The 23,101-nt window shown below is 43.1% G+C and carries 20 protein-coding genes, 1 other RNA gene and 1 other annotated feature; of the genes, 19 read left to right on the top strand and 2 right to left on the bottom strand.

Features of this window, described 5'->3' with window-relative positions; genetic code table 11:
* Positions 1-16: 16 nt before the first annotated feature.
* The 6 genes from V7654_RS22995 to dtd all read left to right on the top strand — a co-directional run bounded on the left by V7654_RS22995 (position 17) and on the right by dtd (position 7,402).
* Positions 17-940, top strand: coding sequence for a cation diffusion facilitator family transporter (locus V7654_RS22995; protein ID WP_335433195.1), 924 nt, complete (start codon positions 17-19; stop codon positions 938-940).
* A 20-nt stretch (positions 941-960) separates the two neighbouring features.
* A complete protein-coding gene (locus tag V7654_RS22990) occupies positions 961-1,272 on the top strand; it encodes a LapA family protein (protein ID WP_335433193.1) in 312 nt (103 codons plus the stop codon).
* 220 nt (positions 1,273-1,492) lie between these two features.
* On the top strand, positions 1,493-3,859 hold the full coding sequence (gene recJ, locus V7654_RS22985) for a single-stranded-DNA-specific exonuclease RecJ (protein WP_335433192.1): 2,367 nt from the start codon (positions 1,493-1,495) through the stop codon (positions 3,857-3,859).
* Positions 3,850-4,362, top strand: coding sequence for an adenine phosphoribosyltransferase (locus V7654_RS22980; RefSeq protein WP_335433191.1), 513 nt, complete (start codon positions 3,850-3,852; stop codon positions 4,360-4,362). The genes recJ and V7654_RS22980 overlap by 10 nt, the downstream gene beginning before the upstream one ends.
* A gap of 395 nt (positions 4,363-4,757) precedes the next feature.
* Positions 4,758-6,950, top strand: a complete 2,193-nt coding sequence (locus tag V7654_RS22975) for a RelA/SpoT family protein (RefSeq protein ID WP_335433190.1) — start codon at positions 4,758-4,760, stop codon at positions 6,948-6,950.
* 11 nt (positions 6,951-6,961) lie between these two features.
* The gene (gene dtd, locus V7654_RS22970) at positions 6,962-7,402 is read left to right on the top strand and encodes a D-aminoacyl-tRNA deacylase (protein WP_335433189.1); all 441 of its coding nucleotides are present in this window, start codon (positions 6,962-6,964) and stop codon (positions 7,400-7,402) included.
* Between the two features lie 72 nt (positions 7,403-7,474).
* Here dtd and V7654_RS22965 read toward each other — a convergent pair whose 3' ends face one another.
* Positions 7,475-9,250: an SH3 domain-containing protein gene (locus V7654_RS22965; protein WP_335433188.1), complete on the bottom strand. Its 1,776-nt coding sequence runs from the start codon at positions 9,248-9,250 to the stop codon at positions 7,475-7,477.
* A 199-nt stretch (positions 9,251-9,449) separates the two neighbouring features.
* Here V7654_RS22965 and V7654_RS22960 point away from each other — a divergent pair, with 199 nt between their 5' ends.
* The 5 genes from V7654_RS22960 to V7654_RS22940 all read left to right on the top strand — a co-directional run bounded on the left by V7654_RS22960 (position 9,450) and on the right by V7654_RS22940 (position 14,264).
* Positions 9,450-9,602 carry a hypothetical protein gene (locus tag V7654_RS22960; RefSeq protein WP_335433216.1) on the top strand — a complete coding sequence of 51 codons (153 nt, stop codon included), beginning with the start codon at positions 9,450-9,452 and terminating at the stop codon, positions 9,600-9,602.
* 61 nt (positions 9,603-9,663) lie between these two features.
* Positions 9,664-9,903, top strand: a binding site (T-box leader).
* Positions 9,904-10,000: 97 nt separating this feature from the next.
* A complete protein-coding gene (gene hisS / locus V7654_RS22955) occupies positions 10,001-11,278 on the top strand; it encodes a histidine--tRNA ligase (protein WP_335433186.1) in 1,278 nt (425 codons plus the stop codon).
* Between the two features lie 13 nt (positions 11,279-11,291).
* Positions 11,292-13,067, top strand: a complete 1,776-nt coding sequence (gene aspS, locus V7654_RS22950; protein ID WP_335433184.1) for an aspartate--tRNA ligase — start codon at positions 11,292-11,294, stop codon at positions 13,065-13,067.
* Positions 13,068-13,129: 62 nt separating this feature from the next.
* A non-coding RNA gene (gene ssrS, locus V7654_RS22945) (6S RNA) lies at positions 13,130-13,317 on the top strand.
* A 185-nt stretch (positions 13,318-13,502) separates the two neighbouring features.
* Positions 13,503-14,264 (top strand): tRNA threonylcarbamoyladenosine dehydratase, encoded by a 762-nt coding sequence (locus V7654_RS22940; protein ID WP_335433183.1) that lies wholly within the window; start codon positions 13,503-13,505, stop codon positions 14,262-14,264.
* Between the two features lie 110 nt (positions 14,265-14,374).
* Here V7654_RS22940 and V7654_RS22935 read toward each other — a convergent pair whose 3' ends face one another.
* A complete protein-coding gene (locus V7654_RS22935) occupies positions 14,375-15,646 on the bottom strand; it encodes a replication-associated recombination protein A (protein WP_335433181.1) in 1,272 nt (423 codons plus the stop codon).
* A gap of 220 nt (positions 15,647-15,866) precedes the next feature.
* Between V7654_RS22935 and cymR the strand changes: the two genes are divergently transcribed.
* From cymR to V7654_RS22895, 8 genes are all read left to right on the top strand, one after another.
* Positions 15,867-16,289, top strand: coding sequence for a cysteine metabolism transcriptional regulator CymR (cymR, locus tag V7654_RS22930; RefSeq protein ID WP_207500116.1), 423 nt, complete (start codon positions 15,867-15,869; stop codon positions 16,287-16,289).
* Positions 16,290-16,328: 39 nt separating this feature from the next.
* Entirely contained in the window at positions 16,329-17,477 is a 1,149-nt protein-coding gene (locus tag V7654_RS22925; RefSeq protein ID WP_335433178.1) for a cysteine desulfurase family protein, read from the top strand.
* A 42-nt stretch (positions 17,478-17,519) separates the two neighbouring features.
* Positions 17,520-18,635, top strand: coding sequence for a tRNA 2-thiouridine(34) synthase MnmA (mnmA, locus tag V7654_RS22920; protein ID WP_335433177.1), 1,116 nt, complete (start codon positions 17,520-17,522; stop codon positions 18,633-18,635).
* A gap of 115 nt (positions 18,636-18,750) precedes the next feature.
* Complete coding sequence (locus V7654_RS22915; protein WP_335433176.1) at positions 18,751-19,410, top strand: tetratricopeptide repeat protein; 660 nt, start codon at positions 18,751-18,753, stop codon at positions 19,408-19,410.
* A gap of 33 nt (positions 19,411-19,443) precedes the next feature.
* Positions 19,444-21,927: an SF1B family DNA helicase RecD2 gene (gene recD2, locus V7654_RS22910; RefSeq protein WP_335433175.1), complete on the top strand. Its 2,484-nt coding sequence runs from the start codon at positions 19,444-19,446 to the stop codon at positions 21,925-21,927.
* Between the two features lie 211 nt (positions 21,928-22,138).
* Positions 22,139-22,615 (top strand): PRC-barrel domain-containing protein, encoded by a 477-nt coding sequence (locus tag V7654_RS22905; protein ID WP_335433174.1) that lies wholly within the window; start codon positions 22,139-22,141, stop codon positions 22,613-22,615.
* An 11-nt stretch (positions 22,616-22,626) separates the two neighbouring features.
* A complete protein-coding gene (locus V7654_RS22900) occupies positions 22,627-22,818 on the top strand; it encodes a hypothetical protein (RefSeq protein ID WP_335433172.1) in 192 nt (63 codons plus the stop codon).
* A 23-nt stretch (positions 22,819-22,841) separates the two neighbouring features.
* Positions 22,842-22,976 (top strand): YrzQ family protein, encoded by a 135-nt coding sequence (locus V7654_RS22895; protein WP_335433171.1) that lies wholly within the window; start codon positions 22,842-22,844, stop codon positions 22,974-22,976.
* The last annotated feature ends 125 nt before the right edge of the window (positions 22,977-23,101 follow it).

Raw genomic sequence — 23,101 nt, 5'->3', positions numbered from 1 at the left:
GGGAGGAAATGTGTCATTGGAAAAAGACGTACGATTTAAAAAAGCAGAGTTCGCCGCCATGGTTGGTGTAGTTGGGAACATTGTATTAGCTGTCTTAAAGTGGATAATCGGTATTTACGCAAACAGTACAGCGCTTGTAGCTGATGCTGTGCATTCTGCCTCGGATGTTGCTGGCTCACTTGCTGTTTATATTGGGTTAAAGGCAGCGAAAGCTCCGCCAGATGAGGACCATCCATATGGACATGGAAAGGCTGAATCGATCGCTGCTATAATTGTTGCCGTCCTGCTGTTGCTGGTAGGTGTGGAAATTGGCAGGTCTGCAATTGAATCCTTTTTTAAGCCGATAGAAGCACCAAAATCGATTGCTATTGTAGCGGTCATCGTTTCAATCATCGTAAAAGAGGGAATGTTCAGGTATAAATACAGGCTAGGGAAACAATTGAACAGCGACGCTTTAATCGTAAATGCGTATGAACACAGGTCTGATGTATATTCATCCATCGCTGCCTTGATTGGAATCAGCGCTGCGGTCATTGGCGGCAAATTGGGGATTGGGTGGCTTGAGTATGCTGATCCGGTAACAGGATTGCTTGTAGCAATCTTCATCTTAAGCATGGCCTGGACACTTGGCAAGGAATCGATTCACAACACTCTTGATCATGTACTCCACGATGAAGATACCGAAGAATTTAAAACAGTTGTTCGTTCTATTCCAGAAGTGAAAAAATTGGATGAGTTGCATGCGAGGGAACATGGACATTATGTGATCATCGATTTGAAAATATCCGTAGATCCACATATCTCTGTTGAACAAGGGCATAGAATAGGTAAATGTGTGAAAAAGAAGCTTATGGAAAACAAGAATGTCCAAAATGTCTTAGTCCATATAAATCCTTTTAGCGAGGATGGTAGTTTCGAGGATAACATTGACATTCTATAGAAATAAAGGGGTTGATGAGAATGAAATTTCAATGGACACTGCTGCTGGGTATTGCCTTCGCACTGATTGTGGCCGTTTTTGCCGTCATCAATGTAGAACCAGTAACAGTTAACTATTTATTTGGTGAAGCAAAATGGCCGCTGATCCTCGTTATATTGGGCTCAGTGCTAATGGGAGGCATCATCGTCGGGTCAGTCGGACTCTTCAGGATGTTTGTCCTTCAGCGTGAGGTCAAAACGTTAAAGAAGCAAAACCAGGCCTTAGAAGAGCAGCTAAAGGAAAATTATATAACTCAGGAAGAACCATTGCATGGCATTGAGGATATTCATTGAGTGAAAAACGGAATGGCAGCTATTTCAGCTGTCATTTTTTAATTTGGTTAATTTTGATTTCTATCACTTGTTGATTGGAGCGGAAAGCGAGTGCTTGAAGCGGAAATCAACAGCCAACGTTAACATAGCCTAAATAAAAATAGTTCACCATTCTTAGCATTCATTGTCATTGAAACAAGGACAAGGCTTTTGTATAATAAAAAAGCTGAGAGGTGAACGTATGTTAAAGCCAAAATCAAGGTGGATTGTAAAGCAATCTGACCAGTTAAAAACAGAGTCACTCGCAAAAGACCTCAATATTACCCATCTGACTGCTTCTCTGCTTGTCAATCGCGGACTTGATACCGTGGAAGATGCCCGGTATTTTTTATTTGGACAAAAAAGCAATTTCCACGATCCGTTTCTATTAAAAGATATGGACAAGGCAGTAGCCAGAATCAACAAAGCAGTAGAAATACAGGAGCCAATTTTAGTATTTGGTGATTACGATGCAGACGGTGTGAGCAGTACAACGGTGATGATGAAAGCACTGAATGAATTAGGAGCTAATGCCGATTACTACATACCAAACCGGTTCACAGAGGGCTACGGACCTAACGAAAATGCCTTTAAAATAGCAGCTGAAAGAGGAATTGGACTGATCATAACAGTCGATACAGGTATTTCTGCACTTCATGAAGCTCAGGTAGCCAAGGACATTGGCATAGATCTAATTATAACGGATCACCATGAACCAGGACCTGTTCTCCCGAATGCCTTTGCGATCATCCACCCTAAGCTTGAGGATAGTGTCTACCCGTTCAAGGATTTAGCTGGTGTCGGGGTAGCGCTAAAGGTGGCCCATGCCCTGCTGGGAAGGCTGCCTGAGCATTTGCTTGAATTTGCTGCGATTGGAACAATTGCTGATCTTGTCCCTTTGCTCGGTGAAAACAGGCTCATCGCCTTAAGCGGTATCGCGCAAATGAAAACTAGCCAGACTCCTGGTTTGCATGCCTTATTAAAGCTTGCCAAAACAGAGAAATCTGCAATAGATGAAGAAACGATTGGTTTTTTAATCGGGCCAAGGGTGAATGCTGCTGGACGGTTAGGCAGTGCAGATCCTGCAGTACAGTTAATGATGACATCAGATTCTGAAGAAGCTATGATGCTTGCTGAAGAGATTGATTCCTTAAACAAAGAGCGGCAGAATTTGGTCGCCGAAATCGCCCAGGAAGCCATCAATGAAGTTGAAACCTATTACCCAGTGAAGGATAACTCTGTTCTTGTTATCGGTAAAGAGGGCTGGAATGCGGGTGTTATAGGTATTGTGGCATCAAAGCTAGTAGAAAAATATTACCGCCCTGCGATTGTCCTGAGCTTTGACAAAGATAAAGGGCAGGCAAAAGGGTCAGCTAGAAGCATAGCGGGGTTTGACCTGTTTAAAAATCTATCTACTTGCAGAGACATCCTGCCGCATTTTGGAGGCCATCCTATGGCAGCCGGAATGACATTGGATCTTAATAATGTGGATGAACTGAGGGATAGGCTTAATGGGCTGGCAAAGGATCAGCTAAAAGACGAAGACCTCATCCCTGTATCCCATATTGATGCTAAAATTAGCATCAATGAGATAAATATTGCCACGATTAACGAGCTGGGACTGTTGTCACCATATGGCGTCAGCAATCCAAAGCCGAAGGTGCTCATTGAAGAGGCGAATATATCCACCTTAAGGAGAATTGGTTCGGACCAGTCACATTTGAAGCTTTCCCTTGAGGATACTGGTAAGACAATAGACAGCATCGGTTTTGGCTTCGGACACCTTCATGACCACATCTCACCAAGCTCAAAATTGTCGGTCATCGGAGAATTGTCAATCAATGAGTGGAATAATATCAAAAAGCCTCAGCTTTTTCTTAGGGATGTTGCAGTAAAGACGTGGCAGCTATTCGATTTCAGAGGACTTAAAAGAATTGAGAAACTCCCTGAAATGATTTCAGGTGATAAGATTAAATGGGTTCTTTTTAATCCTGAATTAAAGGATAAATTTTCTGCTATTTTGGGAGATTCCCTGTTGTTGATTTCTTCTGGGGAAGAGGCAGAACAGCTGGAATTCGATTTATCTTATGTCGTGCTGCTGGATCTTCCTCCATCTAAGGAGCTTCTGGTAAAATTATTATCGGGAAAAAATCCAGGAAGAATCTATGTCCACTTTTATAAAGAAAATAGTGAGTTTTTCACTACCATGCCAACAAGGGAGCACTTCAAGTGGTTCTATGCTTTTCTTTCCAAGAAAAGCCCATTCGACCTGAAACGGTATGGCGGTGAGCTGGCAAAGCATCGCGGATGGACAAAAGAAACAATTGAATTCATGTCACAGGTGTTTTTTGAACTAGATTTTGTTAAAATAAACAATGGGTTTATTTCGCTTGAAAAAGATGTCCCTAAAAGGGATTTAACTGAATCCAAAACATATCAGCATAAGGTGCAAGCATTTACTCTTGAAAATGAGTTGCTCTATTCATCCTACGAGCAATTGAAGGGTTGGTTTGACCAATTCATTCAAGAGTCGGTGAAAAATGAGGAGGCAATTATTCAATGGATTTGAAACAATTCATCACAATCGTTCCCGATTGGCCAAAGCCAGGCATTAAATTTAAAGATATTACAACTTTAATGGACAATGGCGAGGCATATAGATATGCAACCGACCAGATCGTGGCTTATGCACGTGAAAGGCAAATTGATCTTGTAGTAGGACCTGAAGCTCGCGGTTTTATCATTGGATGCCCGGTAGCTTACTCACTTGGAGTAGGTTTCGCTCCAGTGCGCAAGGAAGGCAAACTTCCTCGTGAAACTGTGAAAGTTAATTACGGCCTAGAATACGGCAGAGATGTATTGACAATTCACAGGGATGCAATCAAACCAGGACAAAGAGTATTGATTACAGATGATTTGCTTGCAACAGGCGGAACAATTGATGCAACGATTAAACTAGTAGAAGAACTTGGCGGAGTCGTAGCAGGAATCGCGTTCTTGATTGAGTTGACTTACCTTGATGGACGCGAAAAATTGAATGGATATGATATTTTAACCTTAATGCAATATTAATGAGAATGGGTGCTTCACTTCGAAGTGCCCTTTTGTCATTTTTAAGTAGGTTTTACCTTATTTTTTACATACAAAAATACGTTGAGAATGAAATAGGTCTTTTATCAAGACTAAAGTAAAGGCTGTGTTAAAAGGTCAATGTTGATTTTTAGCACTTGTTGAAAAATGAATGATATTCATCAAATTATAATAACTTTCGACATTTTTTTTATTTTCTGTTGTAAAATATCTTCCTTTCTCTTTACATCTTTGATTTTTTCTTTGATAATAGTAACAATCCTTTATAAGAATCATTATTTATATTAATGGTTTTTTTAAAATATTAGTCGATTTTTCTCTAGATCCCGTATGAAGAAATACGGGTTAATATAATGAAATAAAAATTAGGTGATCCTATGGCGAATGACCAGGTAATGACCGCAGAACAAGTCATTGACTGTACAAAATCATACTTGAATGATGAGCACGTTAAATTGGTAAAGAAAGCATATGAGTTCGCCAGACAGGCTCATCATGACCAATTTAGAAAATCCGGGGAACCGTATATCATCCACCCAATCCAGGTAGCGGGAATCCTAGCTGATCTGGAAATGGATCCAGCAACGGTTGCGGCTGGTTTTCTTCACGATGTCGTTGAAGATACAGAGGTTACCCTTGATGATATAAGAGACGCGTTCAATGATGAAGTGGCAATGCTTGTTGATGGTGTTACGAAGCTGGGTAAAATTAAATACAAGTCGCATGAAGAACAGCAGGCGGAAAACCACCGGAAGATGTTCGTGGCGATGGCACAAGATATCCGTGTCATCCTGATTAAGCTTTCTGACCGTCTTCATAATATGAGGACTTTAAAGCATTTGCCGCTTGAAAAGCAGCGAAGGATCTCCAATGAGACTCTTGAAATATTCGCACCGCTTGCACACAGGCTGGGTATTTCAAAAATCAAATGGGAACTTGAAGATACTGCATTGCGCTATTTAAATCCGCAGCAGTACTATCGGATTGTCAATCTGATGAAGAAGAAGCGTGCGGAACGTGAACAGTATTTGGAAGAAGTCATTTTAGAAGTCAAAGATAGGCTTCATGAGGTTTCAATTAAGGCTGAAATTTCGGGAAGGCCAAAACATATTTATAGTATCTATCGAAAAATGGTACTGCAAAACAAGCAGTTCAATGAGATTTATGACTTATTGGCTGTGAGGATTGTTGTTGACAGTATCAAGGACTGCTATGCAATCCTTGGAATTATTCACACCTGCTGGAAGCCGATGCCTGGCCGTTTTAAAGATTATATCGCTATGCCAAAACCAAATATGTATCAATCACTGCATACAACTGTCATCGGGCCAAAGGGAGATCCACTTGAAGTCCAGATCAGAACAGATGAAATGCACAGAATTGCTGAATTTGGGGTGGCGGCACACTGGGCATACAAAGAAGGAAAACCAGTTGAAGGCGCTAATTTTGAGACCAAGCTTTCATGGTTCAGGGAAATCCTTGAGTTCCAGAACGACACTGCCAATGCAGAAGAATTCATGGAATCTCTTAAAATCGACCTATTCTCTGATATGGTGTTTATTTTTACTCCTAAGGGCGATGTCATTGAATTACCTGCAGGGTCGGTTCCAATTGATTTTGCATACCGGATCCACTCGGAAATCGGGAATAAAACAATCGGCGCAAAGGTAAATGGCAAAATGGTCACGCTAGATTACCAGCTGAAGACTGGCGATATTATTGAAATTCTCACTTCTAAACATTCATATGGACCGAGCAAGGACTGGCTGAAGCTTGCCCAGACATCCCAGGCAAAAAACAAAATCCGTCAATTCTTCAAGAAGCAGCAAAAGGATGAAAATGTTGAAAAAGGCCGGGAGCTATTGGAAAAAGAGATTCGCAATATGGATTTCGATGTCAAGGAAATCCTTACCTCTGACAGCCTTAAGAAGGTTTCAGAGAAATTTAATTTCACAAACGAAGAAGACCTGTTCGCGTCTATCGGCTATAACGGAATCACTGCATTGCAGGTAGCGAACAGGCTTACTGAGAAGCTCCGCAAGAAGCGTGATCTTGAGCAGGAAAAGGATATTGCGAACGCTGTTTCAGAACTTAAGGCATTTTCTCCTGTAAAGAAAAGGGAATCAGGTGTAAGAGTTTCTGGCATTGATAACTTGCTCATACGCCTATCCCGATGCTGCAATCCTGTTCCTGGGGATGAGATTGTAGGATTTATCACGAAGGGCAGAGGTGTTTCTGTACACCGCTCTGATTGCACAAATATCCATACAGAGGATGCGCAGGCAAGACTGATTCCAGTAGAATGGGAAACAGCCCTGAACGACCGGAAAGAATACAATGTTGATATCGAAATCAGCGGATATGACCGCAGAGGACTTCTTAACGAAGTTCTGCAGGCAGTTAATGAAACCAAGACGAACATTACGGCCGTTTCCGGGAAATCTGATCGGAACAAAGTGGCGACAATTAATATGTCCATCGCAATCCATAATGTAAACCATTTACAGAAGGTAGTAGACCGGATTAAACAAATCCCTGACGTTTATGCTGTCAGAAGGATGATGAGTTAAGGAGAGTCAACATGCGTTTAGTTGTACAGCGTAGCAAAGAAGCTAAGGTAACAGTGACGGATGAAGTGACTGGCTCCATTGTAAAAGGGTTTGTTGTCCTTGTCGGCGTGACGCATGAAGACAAGGAAGAAGATGCAGCATTTCTTGCAGAGAAGGTTGCTAATTTGAGAGTTTTTGAAGATGTAGCCGGGAAAATGAATCTTTCACTCCTTGATGTAGGAGGAGAGATTCTTTCCGTTTCACAGTTCACCTTGTACGGTGATTGCCGTAAAGGCCGTCGACCTAACTTCATGGATGCAGCAAAACCGGACCATGCACTTTCCATTTATGAAGCCTTCAATCGATTCCTGAAAGAAAAAGGGATCAGGGTTGAGACTGGTGTTTTTGGTGCGATGATGGACGTTCAGCTAACCAATGATGGCCCGGTAACATTAATCATTGACAGTAAATAAGAACAAGAGAGAAGGGATCCCGCTATCATTGTGGGATCCCTTCTTTTTGATCTATTGAGTAATTAAAAACAATTAATTGTTATTTTTAAAATAGCGCGCCAGTCCATCAAAGATGCCATTCGCAACTGCTTGCTGGTATTGTGAGGTATTAACTAGCATTTCTTCTGCTGGATTGCTCAGATACCCTAATTCCACAAGTATAGCTTTTTGTCTGTTCTCTCTGATGACATGGTAGTCGCCAAAGCGAGTGCCGCGATCCTTAAGCATCGTCTTGCTGATCACCGATGAATGGATTTGTTCACCTAAAGGCTTTTGGATTGAATTGTAGTAATAGGTGGTCATTCCTCTTACACTGCGGTCATTGGTGCTGTCAAAATGAAGGCTGATAAACGCGTCGGCATTTTGGTAATGTGCTGTGCTGACTCGGGAACCGAGTGATATGTAGGAATCATTATTCCTGGTCATGATAACATTCGTTCCTGAAGCTTTAAGCTTGTCATATACAAGCTGTGCTGTTTTTAAAGTCAGCGATTTTTCCAGCGTTCCTCTTACACCTGTTGTTCCATTATCTCTGCCTCCATGACCAGGGTCGATTACGATTGTCCTATTTTTCGTATGCATCTCTGCGCCAGGTTTTTCTATTTGTCCTGAGTTGCCCTGAATGGAAACAATCCAGCCTGCCACAAAGCCAGTTAACCCATTGGATAGTGAAATTTCATACCAATCATTCTTGGCGCTAATTACTTCGAATGAATCTCCCTGGTTCGCACGGGAAATGACCGAGCTGCCAGTGCTTGCTCCTTTACGGATGTTGGTGCCATCGTGCAGGATATTAACTCTGCTATTCTTTACAGGCTGATTAGGAGTAATGACTGGTCCGTTCTTCGTCTTCTGGAAAAACCATCCTGCTGCCCATCCAGTTTCGCCTGCCTTGTATTCGATTTTTACCCAGTTATTCACTTCCTCAATGATTTGAAAGCTTTGTCCCTGTGTGATAGTACCAATTACTTTACCATCAAGAGCATTGCTGTCCCGCACGTACAATTGTGAGGCTGTTACAGTGCCTGAATATTGGCTTGCAGGTGAAGATGGCTGCTTTTTATCGGATGATGTGTTTTGGTTCACCTTAAGAAATTGGTCGCTTACCCAAGCTTTTTTTTCCGAATATGTAATTTCAGCCCAGCCATTCGACTGAGAAAATATGGAAACCTCTGCGCCTCGCTTCAAAGATCCTATTGTTTTCGCATTAGTCGAAGGCTTTTCACGGACATTCAAAGAGTCCGCAGTAACTACGCCTTTGGTTTTTGCTTTTTCATTGTTTGCTGGAGTACCAGTTTCTTTACTATCTTTAATAGTGATGATAAATTCCTTTGCTACCCAGCCCTGAATTGATGAGGTGCGCACTTCGGTCCATTTATCGTTGGAATTCATTATTTCTACGGCTTGTCCACTATTCAAAGACCCAATAATCTGAAATTCGGTCCCAGGACCTTTTCTGACTCTCAGCCCGTTGGCGGTTACGCTGCCAGTCGTGCCAGTTGGGCTTTGCGTAACAGCAGGCAGCACATTGGATTCCATTGCAGTAAACCATTCTGCAACCCATCCCTTTTTACTGCGGCCCAGACTAATCTGGATCCAATCGCCTTCCTGCTTAACGATCGAATACTTTTCTCCCTTTTTCACCGATCCTGCAACCGGGTAGCTTAAGCCAGGACCTTGTCTGACATTCAAGCTTGTAGCGGTAATTGTCAGCCTTTCATTGTCCGCTTTTACTGTTTCTAATGCTGGCAGGCTCCCGAAAATGAGCATAAGGCAAAGGATGACAGGAACCATTTTACTTTTGGGCAATGCTCTCCCTCCCTTTATATATCTTTAAAAATATTTTACCGGAATTTACCGGCAAAATCACGAGGTCTTTTTCCTTATATCGGATTTAAGGGACAAAAATTAACTTTATATAAAAAACATGAAAAATTTTTAAAAGGGTGGGAAGAATAGTTAGGAATAAAAGATGGAAGGTGATTACATGCGATTTAGTGAGAAAGGGATGGCCTCATTCGGAGAAAATCAATTATTTGGCGTCGATTTTCATGATTTTATTCAGAAGGAACAAAGCTCTCATGTTGTGGAATTAGCATCTGAGTTCGGGCTTTCTCTCCGTGACGTAAGAAAATTAAAAAAACAGCTGGAACGTTCGTGATAAGTCCTTGACAATCGAAAATGGACTCCGTAATATAATATAAATAAAATATCATAGCGAAATAATACCGTTGATGGAGCACAGTAGCTTAGAAACACATGGTAAGAGAGGGAATGCCTAGGCTGAAAGCATTTCTGCATGATGACTTTGTGAATGAACACTCCGAAGGATCTTTTCTGAACCTGGCATACGTGCCATTAGTAGGAGAGGACGTACTCAGGCGTTAACTGTTAAAGAGGAAGTGCGTTCAGGCGCCTTCAATTAGGGTGGCACCACGGGAATCAAAGCTCTCGTCCCTTGTTATTATTACAAGGGATTGGGGGCTTTTTTGTATTTCTTTAAACAGGTTAGTTTTGCAATATTACATAACTAGATTGAATTAAGAAGGAGGATGCACTGTGGCAAATCAAATTAATATCCCACGGGGAACACAGGACATTTTGCCAGGCCAGGCTGAAAAATGGCAGCTAATCGAAGCGAAGGCAAGAGAGCTTTGCGAAAGATATCAATACAAGGAAATCCGTACACCGATTTTTGAACATACAGAATTATTCAAGCGCAGCGTAGGGGATACAACAGATATTGTCCAGAAAGAAATGTACACATTTACTGACAGAGGGGACAGGAGCCTGACGCTCCGCCCTGAAGGAACTGCTGCGGCTGTCCGCTCATTTGTGGAAAACAAAATGTTTGGACACGCAAATCAGCCAGTAAAGCTTTATTACATGGGACCGATGTTCAGATATGAACGGCCACAGGCCGGACGTTTCCGCCAATTTGTCCAATTTGGCGTCGAAGCCATGGGCAGTGCGGATCCAGCGATTGATGCTGAAGTAATTTCGCTGGCTATGTCCATCTACCAGGAGCTAGGTTTGAAGAAACTTAAATTGGTCGTAAACAGCCTCGGTGACAAAGAAAGCCGACAGGCTCACCGTGAGGCACTTGTAAACCATTTTAAACCCCGGATTGGGGAGTTTTGCAGCGATTGCCAAAATCGCCTGGAAAAAAATCCAATGCGAATTCTGGATTGCAAAGCAGATCGTGATCATGAACTGATGAAATCAGCTCCATCCATTATTGATTATTTAACCGATGATTCAGCACAATATTTTTCAAAGGTTACGCAGTACTTGACTGATTTGGGAATTGAGTTCGAAGTGGACGCGAACCTGGTTCGAGGACTGGATTACTATAATCACACTGCGTTCGAAATCATGAGCAATGCGGAAGGTTTCGGAGCAATCACTACCCTTTGCGGCGGCGGAAGGTATAACGGCCTGGTCGAAGAAATTGGCGGACCAGAGACACCGGGTATCGGATTTGCTTTAAGTATTGAAAGGTTACTTGCCGCTCTGGATGCTGAAGGTGTGGAGCTTCCAGTAAAAGAAGAGATTGATTGTTACCTTGTCTCCCTTGGAGATTCGGCGAAAGATTATACTGTCGGGCTGCTCCATAAATTGAGAGCCGCTGGATTCTCAGCAGAACGAGACTATCTCGATCGTAAAATCAAAGCGCAATTCAAGGCAGCTGATCGTTTGAATGCCAAATATGTAGCTGTTTTGGGTGAAGATGAATTAAAAGAAAATAAAATAAACCTAAAGTCCATGGCAGATGGAGAACAAATCGAACTGCCGCTTGAAGGTTTTGTCGAAAAATTCAGGGAGATTTGCAAATAGAGGGGGAGTTTAAATGTTTGGTAGAACATATTTTTGTGGCGAAGTAACAGAACAAGCAATTGGTGAAAAAGTTACATTAAAGGGTTGGGTACAAAAGCGTCGTGATTTGGGCGGACTTATTTTCATTGACCTGCGTGACAGAACGGGTATTGTCCAAATCGTTTTTAATCCGGATGTCTCACCTGAGGCACTTGCCCTTGCAGAGAAAGTCCGTACTGAATATGTCCTCGACGTGAAAGGAACTGTCATTGCACGCGGCGAAGGAACGATTAATGAAAACCTTAAAACAGGTAAAATTGAGGTCCAGGCAGAAGACCTGACGATCATCAACGAAGCGAAAACAACTCCATTTATCATTGCCGACAAAACGGATGTTTCAGAGGATGTGCGTTTGAAGTACCGCTATTTGGACCTTCGTCGCCCGGTGATGTTCGAAACTTTTAAAATGAGGCATCAGGTAACGAAAGCGATCCGCGATTTCCTGGATGGAGAAGGTTTCCTTGATGTTGAGACGCCAATCTTAACAAAGAGCACTCCAGAGGGAGCAAGAGACTATTTAGTTCCAAGCCGTGTCCATCCTGGTGAATTCTATGCACTTCCTCAATCTCCGCAGCTTTTCAAACAGCTCATGATGGTTGGCGGGTTTGAACGGTACTACCAGATTGCACGCTGCTTCCGTGACGAGGATTTGCGTGCTGACCGCCAGCCTGAGTTCACTCAGATTGATATTGAAACTAGCTTCATGAGCCAAGAGGATATCCTTGCGTTGGCAGAGAAAATGATGCAGAAGGTCATGAAGGATGTTAAAGGTATCGATCTTCCAGCACAATTCCCGCGCATGAGCTTTGATGAAGCAATGGACAGATTCGGTTCTGACAAGCCAGACACCCGCTTCGGAATGGAACTGGTCGATCTTTCTGAGACTGTAAAAGACTCTGGATTCAAGGTATTTGCTTCAGCAGTAACAAACGGGGGCCAGGTTAAGGCGATTAATGTAAAAGGAGCAGCTGCCAGCTATTCTCGAAAAGACATAGATGCACTTACAGAATTTGCAGCTGTTTATGGAGCAAAAGGCCTTGCATGGCTTAAGGCTGAGGAGGATGGTCTTAAAGGTCCTATCTCTAAATTCTTTGCCGAGGAAGACCAAGAGGCACTTAAAGCTAAGCTTGAGGTCGAGGCAGGCGACCTTCTTCTGTTCGTTGCAGATAAGAAGAGTGTAGTTGCTGACGCACTTGGTGCATTGCGCTTAAAGCTAGGGAAAGAGCTTGACCTTATTGACCAAAGCAAGTTTAACTTCCTTTGGATTACAGACTGGCCGTTATTGGAGTTTGATGAGGAAGCAGACCGTTATTTCGCTGCCCACCATCCATTCACGATGCCGGTGCGCGAGGATCTTCCTTTGCTTGACAGTGACCCTTCTAATGTAAAAGCACAAGCATATGACCTAGTGTTGAATGGCTATGAATTAGGCGGCGGTTCGTTAAGGATTTTTGAACGTGACATCCAGGAAAAAATGTTCTCTGTACTTGGCTTCACCAAGGAACAGGCTATTGAACAGTTCGGCTTCCTGCTTGAAGCATTCGAATATGGAACTCCACCACATGGCGGAATTGCCCTTGGCCTTGATCGAATGGTTATGCTCCTTGCAGGCAGAACGAACCTTCGCGATACAATCGCGTTCCCGAAAACAGCAAGTGCAAGCGACCTTCTTACAGATGCTCCTGGTGAAGTAAGCACTGCACAGCTGGATGATCTTCACCTAGCATTGAATATTAAAAAAGACCAATAATATCCATTGTTCAATTCCTTGAACTTGATTCAAGGCTGTGTTATTATACTAACAACAGATGAAGAGTCCTGATGTGTTCGTTGTATAACCTGAAGTTTTGACCTAACATTTTTCCTTCGGGAGTCCGCGTTTTCGGGCCGCGTAAATGCCTCTGGCTAGAGGACTTACAGAAATCCGGAACAGGGCACCCACCTGCTGAGAGCGGGTTCAAGACGAAGGCAACCAACACGACGGCACGATTGGGACTCTTCCTACATAACTCAAGTGAAAACCATGCGAATTGCATGGTTTTTTTTATAGGATTTTTTTATCATGCAGAAAGAACATAAATACTCTAATTCCTATAAAAATACTTGAAATTAAAGTAGAGTATGTTATATTCAAAAACGGGTATAGATATTAACATTAATTAAATCATGTTTGGAGTGAGTTTGAATGCTTCATCAATTTTCTAGAAATGAATTAGCCATCGGTAAAGAAGGCATTGATATAATGAAAAATAGTACAGTGGCGGTATTGGGAATCGGCGGTGTAGGCTCATTCGCAGCTGAAGCACTAGCAAGATCAGGAGTTGGCCGCCTGGTACTGGTTGACAAGGACGATGTAGACATTACCAATGTAAACAGGCAGCTTATCGCCTTGCTTTCAACAGTCGGCAAACCAAAGGTTGAAGTGATGCGTGACAGGATTAAAGATATCAATCCTGAATGTGAGGTAATTGATTTAAAGATGTTCTACACGGAAGAGACGTATGAACAATTTTTCAGCTATGGTCTTGATTTTGTCGTCGACGCTTCAGATACGATTTCTTATAAGATTCACCTCATTAAGGAATGTTTGAATCGCGGAATTCCAATGATTTCAAGTATGGGTGCTGCAAATAAGATGGATCCTACCCGTTTTAAGATTGCGGATATTTTCAAGACCCATACTGACCCTCTTGCAAAGGTGATTCGTACACGCCTAAGAAAAGAAGGTATCAAAAAGGGAATACCAGTGGTTTTTTCTGATGAAAGCCCAATTGTAATCAGAGAGGACGTACGTAAAGAGGTAGGCAACGACAATGCGGAAATACGGAAAGCAAAGATGCCTCCATCTTCGAATGCTTTTGTACCTTCGGTAGCAGGGCTGATCATGGCTAGCCATGTTGTGAGAGAGATGTTAAAAGATGTAGAGATTAAACGAGTGAATGATTAAGGTTTTATAAGAGTTACATGGGTGTGAAAAAATTGCTCTGTAACTCGAAAAAAGTTCAAGATTATAATTGACGAAAGTTTTAAGCGGATGGGCCACTGCAGCCAATCCGCTTATTTTTTACCAGTGATTTTTTCATAGATCATTGCCAGTGCCTGTTCAAATTTACCTGTCTTCTTTGGCTTGTAATATACCTTGTTTTTGATTCTGTCAGGCAGATACTGCTGCTTAACCCATCCGCCCTCATAATCGTGAGGATAAAGATAGTCTACGCCTCTGCCCAGGTCCTTTGCTCCCTTATAATGGGCATCTCGTAAATGGTCAGGTACTTCGCCGCTGATGCCGGAGCGGATGTCCGCTAGTGCTGAGTCAATCGCAACAATCGCAGAATTTGATTTGGGCGATAGGCACAATTCTATCACCGCATTTGCCAGTGGGATTCTTGCCTCGGGGAAACCTACTCTTTCCGCAGCTTCGATTGCCGCCAGGGTTCTTTGTCCAGCCTGAGGGCTGGCAAGTCCAATATCCTCAAAGGCAATGACCAAAAGTCGCCTGTTTATGCTCACAAGGTCACCAGCTTCAATCAATCTTCCAAGATAGTGAAGAGCCGCATTAACGTCACTGCCTCGGATCGATTTCTGGAAACCCGAAAGCACATCATAATGGGCGTCGCCATCTTTATCATGAGCGAGGCTTTTCTTCTGCATACACTCTTCGGCTGTTTCTTCATTTATATTGATTACTCCGTTTTCACCCGGTTCAGTAGACAGTACAGCAAGCTCAAGGGCGTTCAAAGAACTTCGCACATCACCGCCAGAAGCGGTAGCGAAATGTGTAAGCGCTTCGTCTGTTATCGAGATATTTAAGTTTCCAAGGCCTCTTTCTACATCTGAAATCGCTCTTTTTAAAGCTTCTTTTATATCATTTGGCTCGAGTGGCTTAAGCTCGAAAATCTGGCATCGACTCCGGATTGCTGGATTGATTGCATGATAAGGGTTGCTTGTCGTTGCCCCGATCAAAACAATCATCCCATTTTCAAGGTACGGAAGCAGGAAGTCCTGTTTCGCTTTATCCAAGCGATGTACTTCATCCAGCAGCAATATGACCTTGCCTGACATCTTTGCCTCTGCAGCAACGACTTCCATATCCTTTTTATTATTCGTTACAGCATTAAGTGTCCTGAACGCAAAATTCGTACTGCCGGCAATTGCGCTGGCAATCGAAGTTTTCCCTATGCCGGGTGGGCCGTATAAAATCATTGAGGACAACTGCTTTGCCTTGACCATTCTATTTATAATTTTTCCTTCAGCTACCAGATGAGACTGGCCAATCACCTCTTCGATCGTCCGAGGTCTCATCCTGAAAGCGAGAGGTTTTAGATTCATATCCATCGCTCCAATAAAACGTATATTCGTATCTATACAATAACACGAACGGCACACTTGCGCATTGTACATGCAATTTGTGCTATAATGTCAAAAGCCTACCTATTAACTGAGGATTTTGTTAAAATTTAATTATAAATGCCGCATGGGGCATAAATATATAATCTGTAATACCTGTTTAAAAAATAGCCTTTCAGAACAATGAAATAGAGGTGCTTTTATGAAAATTTCTACTAAGGGCCGGTATGGACTTACGATTATGATTGAGCTTGCCAAGAAATATGGGGAAGGCCCTATTTCCCTAAAGTCAATTGCGCATACTAATGATTTATCAGAGCACTATTTAGAACAATTGGTCGCTCCGCTCAGGAATGCTGGGCTAGTAAAAAGTATTCGCGGTGCATATGGCGGGTACATCCTGGGGGACTTGCCCTCCAAAATTTCTGCTGGTGACATTATCCGTGTTTTGGAAGGCCCGATTAGCATTGTAGAGGGAATCGAGGACGAGGAACCTGCGAAGCGTGAGCTATGGACTCGGATCAGGGATGCGGTTAAGGATGTGCTTGATAACACTACAATCGAGGACCTGGCAAACCATACAGACAACTTTGGCGAATCGGACGCTTATATGTTTTATATTTAGTATTCGACAGTGAAAATCTTCTGAAGAGAGGGTATTATTTTGGAAAGAATATATTTGGATCATGCTGCAACTACACCGATCCATCCTGAAGTCTTAGCCGCAATGGTAAAGGTGATGGAAGCTGAATTTGGAAATCCATCAAGCATTCATCATTTCGGCCGTGAAGCGCGTAAAATCCTGGATGATACTAGGCATGTACTTGCAAACAGCATTGGGACGAAAGCAAATAACATCATTTTCACAAGCGGTGGAACGGAAGCAGATAACCTGGCGATTATCGGTTATGCGGAAAACAATCGTACAAAAGGTAAACATATTATTACGAGCAAGATTGAGCACCATGCGGTTTTGCACAGCTGTGAAGAACTGGAGAAGCGTGGTTTTGAGGTGACCTATCTTCCTGTGGATGAGAATGGCCAAGTGTCGGAGCAGGCAGTCGCCCAGGCTTTAAGGGAAGACACCATCCTCGTTACCATCATGCATGGAAACAATGAGGTTGGCGCAATCCAGCCAATTCGTGAAATTGGCGAACTGCTGTCGGGACACCAGGCAGTTTTCCACACAGATGCTGTACAGGCGTTCGGGATTGAAAAACTGAGGGTTGATGATTTGCAGGTAGACCTCCTATCCGTTTCGGCCCATAAAATCAATGGACCAAAGGGAATGGGTTTTCTATATATCCGTGATGGAATTAAGCTGGCTCGTCAGCTGTTCGGCGGTGAACAGGAGCGGAAGCGGCGAGCAGGGACTGAGAACGTCGCAGCGATAGCGGGCTTCCGTAAGGCAGTTGAGCTATCTATAAAAGAACTTGAAAGCAAACGTACAGCTTATAATGAGTTCAGGAATGTATTCATTGAAAAACTTGAAACGGACGGAATCTCTTTCCAGCAGAACGGATTACTTGAAAATTCACTGCCGCATATTTTAAACTTAAGCTTTCCTGGAACAAACGTTGAGGCGATGCTAGTCAATCTTGATCTCGCTGGTATAGCTGCATCAAGCGGCTCTGCATGTACGGCTGGTTCGATAGACCCATCACATGTGCTCGTTGCGATGTTCGGAAAGGAATCTGACCGTTTAACCAATTCGATCCGTTTCAGTTTCGGTTTAAATAATACGAAAGCTCAGGTTGAAAAAGCTGCAGAAGAAACAGCTAAAATTGTTCAGAGGCTAACGAAAAATAGGTAGCAGTCAGGGAAAATAGTTTTGGAAGAAAAGGGGGGAAGCATAATGGAAAAATCACCGAAGGATACAAGAGTGGTGGTTGGTATGTCAGGAGGTGTTGACTCCTCTGTGGCTGCGCTCCTTTTAAAGGAGCAGGGATATGACGTCATTGGTATTTTCATGAAAAACTGGGATGATACTGATGAAAATGGCGTTTGTACGGCAACAGAGGATTATGAGGATGTAATCCGTGTCTGCAATCAAATTGGCATTCCTTATTATGCGGTTAATTTTGAAAAACAATATTGGGATAAGGTTTTCACTTATTTCCTCGATGAATATAGAGCGGGCAGGACGCCAAATCCTGATGTTATGTGCAACAAGGAAATCAAATTCAAGGCATTCCTTGAGCATGCGCTTAATCTAGGTGCAGATTATCTAGCAACTGGACATTATGCACGTGTGGAAGACCGCGATGGTGAACGGAAGATGCTTCGCGGTCTTGATGAAAATAAGGACCAGACTTATTTCTTGAACCAGCTCGACCAGAGCCAGCTGGAAAGAGTTCTTTTTCCAATCGGGAACCTGGAGAAAAAGCGGGTCAGGGAATTGGCAGTAGAAGCAGGTCTTGCGACTGCTACAAAGAAAGACAGTACAGGCATCTGCTTTATCGGCGAAAGAAATTTCAAAGAATTCCTTGGCAATTACCTTCCAGCCCAGCCAGGGAACATGGAAACGATGAGCGGTGAGGTAAAAGGAAAGCATGACGGTCTAATGTATTACACGATTGGCCAGCGCCAGGGTCTTGGAATCGGCGGATCAGGTGAACCTTGGTTTGTCGTTGGCAAGGATCTAGAACGCAATGTTCTGCTTGTCGAGCAAGGCTTCCATAATGAGCTGCTCTATTCAGACAGCATCACGGCAGTCAATATCAGCTTCGTTTCAGACAAGCCAAAGCAAAAGACCTTTGAATGTACAGCCAAGTTCCGGTACCGCCAGCCTGACAATGCAGTAACTGTTGAACTTCAGGACGATGGTACAGCAAAAGTGTTCTTTAAAGAACCAATCAGGGCTGTGACTCCTGGGCAGGCAGTCGTATTTTATGACGGCGAAGAATGTCTCGGAGGCGGAACGATTGACAAGATTTTCAAAGATGGCAGTAAATTGACTTATGTCGGATAATAATCTTGAATTCATCCCCGGCGGGTTAGCATCGCCGGGGATTCTTGCATGATGATAGTCTAACTAAAATTGCGCAGGTTTATGGTATACTTGCATGGAGATTGGAGTGGTAAAAATGGATAAAAACCAGGCAGGAATTCAATTTATGAAGGAAGGCAAATGGGAGGAAGCGGCTCAGGCTTTCATGGAAGCAATTGAAGCTAAGCCAGCTGACCCTGTAGCATACATAAATTTCGGGAATGTACTGACTGCAGTCGGTGACACCGATAGAGCTTTGAATTTTTACAATAAGGCAATCAACCTTGATGAGAATGCCACAGCGGCCTATTACAGCAAAGGCGGCGTTTATTATGATGCGCAAAATTTCGAGGAAGCCAAAAATATGTTTGAGCAGGCAATGAAAAAAGGTCTCGAAACTGGGGACAACTATTTCATGCTTGGAATGAGCCTTGCACAGATGGGCAACAGCAGGATTGCTCTTGCTTATTTACAGAGAAGCACGGAGCTTCTTGAAGATGACGCAGAAGCTCATTTTCAATATGGATTATGCCTCGCTCGAGAAGGTTTTATTGACGAAGCGATCACAAGCCTGGGGAAGGCAGTACAGCTAGACCCACAGCATGCCGATGCACTTTATAATCTAGGCGTTGCTTATGGTTTTAAGGAAGATGGCGAAAAGGCGCTGGAAATGTTCAATCGCGCTTTAGAAGTTCAGCCTGATCACTTGTTGGCTGGTCACGGCAAAAAGCTGATTGAGGGACAGGATCTCCAATAATCCACGTGAATCTGCAGAAAGGGGGAAAATCCATTGGAAAAGCAAGACTCGCTTGATTTGTTTTCAGAGCAGGGAAAGTTCATGAAGGGCAAGCATCTTGTCACTATTTTTCATAACGAACAAAACCTTTACACAGTACTAAGGATCAGGGTCGAGGAAACGAATGAACAGTATGAGGATAAGGAAGCGGTCATTACCGGTTATTTCCCCCGTGTTCACGAGCAGGAAACCTACATATTTTTTGGTGAAGTGAAAGAGCATCCGAAATTTGGGACACAATTTCAGGCTACTCATTTTCGAAAGGATTTGCCGCAATCAAAACAGGGCATCGTTAGTTATTTATCGAGCGACCTTTTTAAGGGCATCGGTAAAAAGACAGCCGAAAAAATCGTGGAAACACTTGGGGAAAAGGCGATAACCCGAATTGTTGAGAACCCTTCAGTGCTTGACCAGATCCCAAAGCTTGCACCGGAAAAGGCAAAAGACCTATACGATACCCTGATGGAGCATCAGGGGCTTGAACAGGTAATGGTCGCACTGAATCAATATGGCTTTGGTCCGCAGCTCTCGATGAAAATCTATCAGGTATATAAAGAGCAGGCAATCGAAGTGATCCAGAACAATCCATATAAACTCGTCGAGGACATTGAAGGCATCGGCTTTGGGAGGGCGGATGAGCTAGGGAGCCAGCTTGGGTTGACCGGCAATCATCCAGACCGTATAAAGGCGGCCTGCCTGTATACTCTTGAAAGCTCGAGCATGCAAGGCGGGCATGTTTTTATGGACGCGGAGTCTCTGTTGGTTGATGTAAAAAAACTATTAGAAGACAATCAAAATTTTGAGATTGAATTCACTGATATCTCCAAAGAATTAATCCAACTTGGCGAAGAAGGCAAGCTTATGGCAGAAGAACAAAAAATCTATTTGCCATCCCTTTATTTTTCAGAAAAAGGGCTTGTTAAAAATATTAAAAGAATTCTTGAACAGACAGAATATGAAAACCAGTTTCCTGAATCGGAGTTTCTGCTTGCCCTTGGTAATCTGGAGGAACGTCTGGGCGTCCAATACGGGCCAAGTCAAAAGGAAGCGATCCAGACAGCCCTGATGTCCCCGATGATGATCTTGACAGGGGGACCCGGAACGGGGAAGACCACTGTTATAAAAGGGATTGTCGAGTTGTATGCCGAATTACATGGCTGTTCACTGGATCCTAAGGATTATAAAAAAGAAGAACCCTACCCATTCCTGCTTGCCGCTCCTACAGGCCGCGCTGCAAAGCGGATGACCGAATCAACTGGGCTTCCAGCTGTTACGATTCACCGGCTGCTTCGCTGGAATGGAGCATCAGGGTTTGAACATAACGAGGACCAGCCTCTGGAGGGGAAGCTTCTGATTATTGATGAAACTTCAATGGTTGATATCTGGCTTGCACATCAATTATTCAAGTCATTGCCAGACCATATTCAAGTTATTGTGGTAGGCGATGAAGATCAGCTTCCTTCTGTAGGACCGGGTCAGGTGCTCAAGGATTTACTCGATTCCGGAAGGGTTCCAACGGTCCGATTGACGGATATTTACCGTCAGGCGGAAGGATCATCCATCATCGACCTTGCGCACCAAATTAAAAAGGGAAAATCTCCTGTTGATATATCCGTACAAAAGCCTGATCGTTCTTTTATCAAATGCACCACGAACCAGATTCCACAGGTTGTCGAAAAGGTGGTTGCTAACGCAAAAAAGAAGGGGTATTCACCGCGGAATATCCAGGTCCTTGCTCCGATGTACCGAGGACCTGCGGGAATTGACCGCTTGAATGAGCTTTTGCAGGAGTTGTTCAACCCTAATCCTGATGGTATGCGGAAAGAGCTGGCTTTTGGAGATATAAAATACCGGATTGGCGACAAGGTTTTGCAGCTTGTGAACCAGCCTGAGGCAAATGTATTCAATGGCGATATGGGAGAAGTAGTCGCGATTTTCTATGCAAAGGAAAATACCGAAAAACAAGACCAGCTAATTGTCTCATTTGATGGCATTGAAGTAACCTATAACAGGCCAGACTTATCACAAATTACTCATGCATATTGCTGTTCAGTCCATAAATCGCAGGGAAGTGAATTTCCGATTGTCGTTCTTCCTGTCGTAAAAAGCTACTACCGGATGCTGCGCCGGAATCTTATTTATACTGCGATTACGAGAAGCAAACAATTCCTGATCCTGGTAGGCGAAGAGGATGCCTTGAAAATGGGAATTGAACGCGGTGAAGATACAGAGCGGAATACAACACTAGTCGAAAAGCTGGTTGAAATGCTTCCTGAGATAGGTGGAGGGAAAAAGGCGGAGGACATTGCCTTATCTTATGATTCATCTGTTGAAACGAAGGTTGATAAGCAGCGCAAGATTGATCACGTCAAGGAAGAGGACGGAGTCAATTACTTAGAATTAATCCGGACCACAGACCCGATGATTGGCATGGAAAACGTCACTCCATATGATTTCATGGAGGAGAGCGTGAATTGATATATATATGGTGAACCCGCTTTTTAAAGCGGGTTTTTCTATGGTGGTTAAAATCGCTTAAAGATGTATGAAAAAGAGACCAGAAAAAGAATATTGCTGCACAAACATATAAAACAGATTACACAGCCTAGCCTCAATGGAAAACGTTACACCTTATGAATTCCGGGAAGAGAGCGGAAACTAAAAATGTTCGGAAAGGCGGGACACACTTTTGCGGACATTTTCACTATTAAAGGGCCTTCCTGTGTATGAATTGGCAAGTGGTCAAAAACTGGGCGAAGTTTGTGATGTGAGCATTTCGAGCAATGGAAGCGTAGTAGGCTTACTTGTTAAAAAGGGTGCGTTCATTAAGAAAACGTGTCAAGTCAAGGTTGGCAATGTTGCTTCTTTTGGCTGTGATGGGGTCATGATTAACGATCAGTCAGCATTGGAACCAATGGAGACAGAGCCTGAATATACATTTGAACACCACCAAAGCCTTGCTGGGAAAAAGCTTCTTTCTAAGGAAGGAGAACAGTTAGGGCTTTTGGAAGACGTATATTTCATGGAAGAATTGGGAACGATTGTAGGGTACGAATTAACGGATGGCTTTTTTTCGGATATTACGAATGGAAAGCGTGTGGTCAAGTCCATTGGTCCGCCTGCAATCGGAAAGGATGCCATCATCGTCACTGTCAAATCGAGATGAGGTGTCCCTGTATGTTAAGTTGTCCCAATTGCAAAAGCAAGGATATCGGCAAAATTGGTATAAACCAATACTATTGCTGGAATTGCTTTATTGAACTGTCTCTATCCAAAGGCCTGATCCATACCCACCAAGTTGAGGAAGATGGAACATTAAGCTCCCTTGACGACTTATTTGATGAAGATCAACGTCAATATGGCATATAAAATAAACTGAAGAGGTGAGACACATGAATAAAATGTTAACCTCCGTTATTGCATTTGGCGCTGGTATGGCAGCCTATAATTATGCTTCCAACAACAATATGATGTCTGGAAGGAAAATGAAAAGGATGTCTAAGAAAGTGGCGAAAGCTTTATTTTAAACTGTTTAAATCCCATGTTACAGCAGGGGGATTTCAGACTGTAGACAAACTCGATTAAAGCGAGCTTGTCTACAGTTTTTTTATCTTTGGTTGGTAGTTAAACAGGTCTGTTGATTTCCGTTCCA

This window comes from Bacillus sp. JJ1609, from assembly GCF_036967045.1.
Classification (GTDB): Bacteria; Bacillota; Bacilli; order Bacillales; family Cytobacillaceae; genus Mesobacillus.
This window is presented reverse-complemented; position numbering and strand designations above follow the sequence as displayed.

Bases quoted from the DNA above. Each gene is read 5' to 3' on its own strand.
- V7654_RS22990 (WP_335433193.1), top strand. From the start codon at position 961: ATGAAATTTCAATGGACACTGCTGCTGGGTATTGCCTTCGCACTGATT.
- recJ (WP_335433192.1), top strand. From the start codon at position 1,493: ATGTTAAAGCCAAAATCAAGGTGGATTGTAAAGCAATCTGACCAGTTA.
- V7654_RS22980 (WP_335433191.1), top strand. From the start codon at position 3,850: ATGGATTTGAAACAATTCATCACAATCGTTCCCGATTGGCCAAAGCCA.
- V7654_RS22975 (WP_335433190.1), top strand. From the start codon at position 4,758: ATGGCGAATGACCAGGTAATGACCGCAGAACAAGTCATTGACTGTACA.
- dtd (WP_335433189.1), top strand. From the start codon at position 6,962: ATGCGTTTAGTTGTACAGCGTAGCAAAGAAGCTAAGGTAACAGTGACG.
- V7654_RS22960 (WP_335433216.1), top strand. From the start codon at position 9,450: ATGGCCTCATTCGGAGAAAATCAATTATTTGGCGTCGATTTTCATGAT.
- aspS (WP_335433184.1), top strand. From the start codon at position 11,292: ATGTTTGGTAGAACATATTTTTGTGGCGAAGTAACAGAACAAGCAATT.
- V7654_RS22940 (WP_335433183.1), top strand. From the start codon at position 13,503: ATGCTTCATCAATTTTCTAGAAATGAATTAGCCATCGGTAAAGAAGGC.
- V7654_RS22935 (WP_335433181.1), bottom strand. From the start codon at position 15,646: ATGAATCTAAAACCTCTCGCTTTCAGGATGAGACCTCGGACGATCGAA.
- cymR (WP_207500116.1), top strand. From the start codon at position 15,867: ATGAAAATTTCTACTAAGGGCCGGTATGGACTTACGATTATGATTGAG.
- mnmA (WP_335433177.1), top strand. From the start codon at position 17,520: ATGGAAAAATCACCGAAGGATACAAGAGTGGTGGTTGGTATGTCAGGA.
- V7654_RS22915 (WP_335433176.1), top strand. From the start codon at position 18,751: ATGGATAAAAACCAGGCAGGAATTCAATTTATGAAGGAAGGCAAATGG.
- V7654_RS22900 (WP_335433172.1), top strand. From the start codon at position 22,627: ATGTTAAGTTGTCCCAATTGCAAAAGCAAGGATATCGGCAAAATTGGT.
- V7654_RS22895 (WP_335433171.1), top strand. From the start codon at position 22,842: ATGAATAAAATGTTAACCTCCGTTATTGCATTTGGCGCTGGTATGGCA.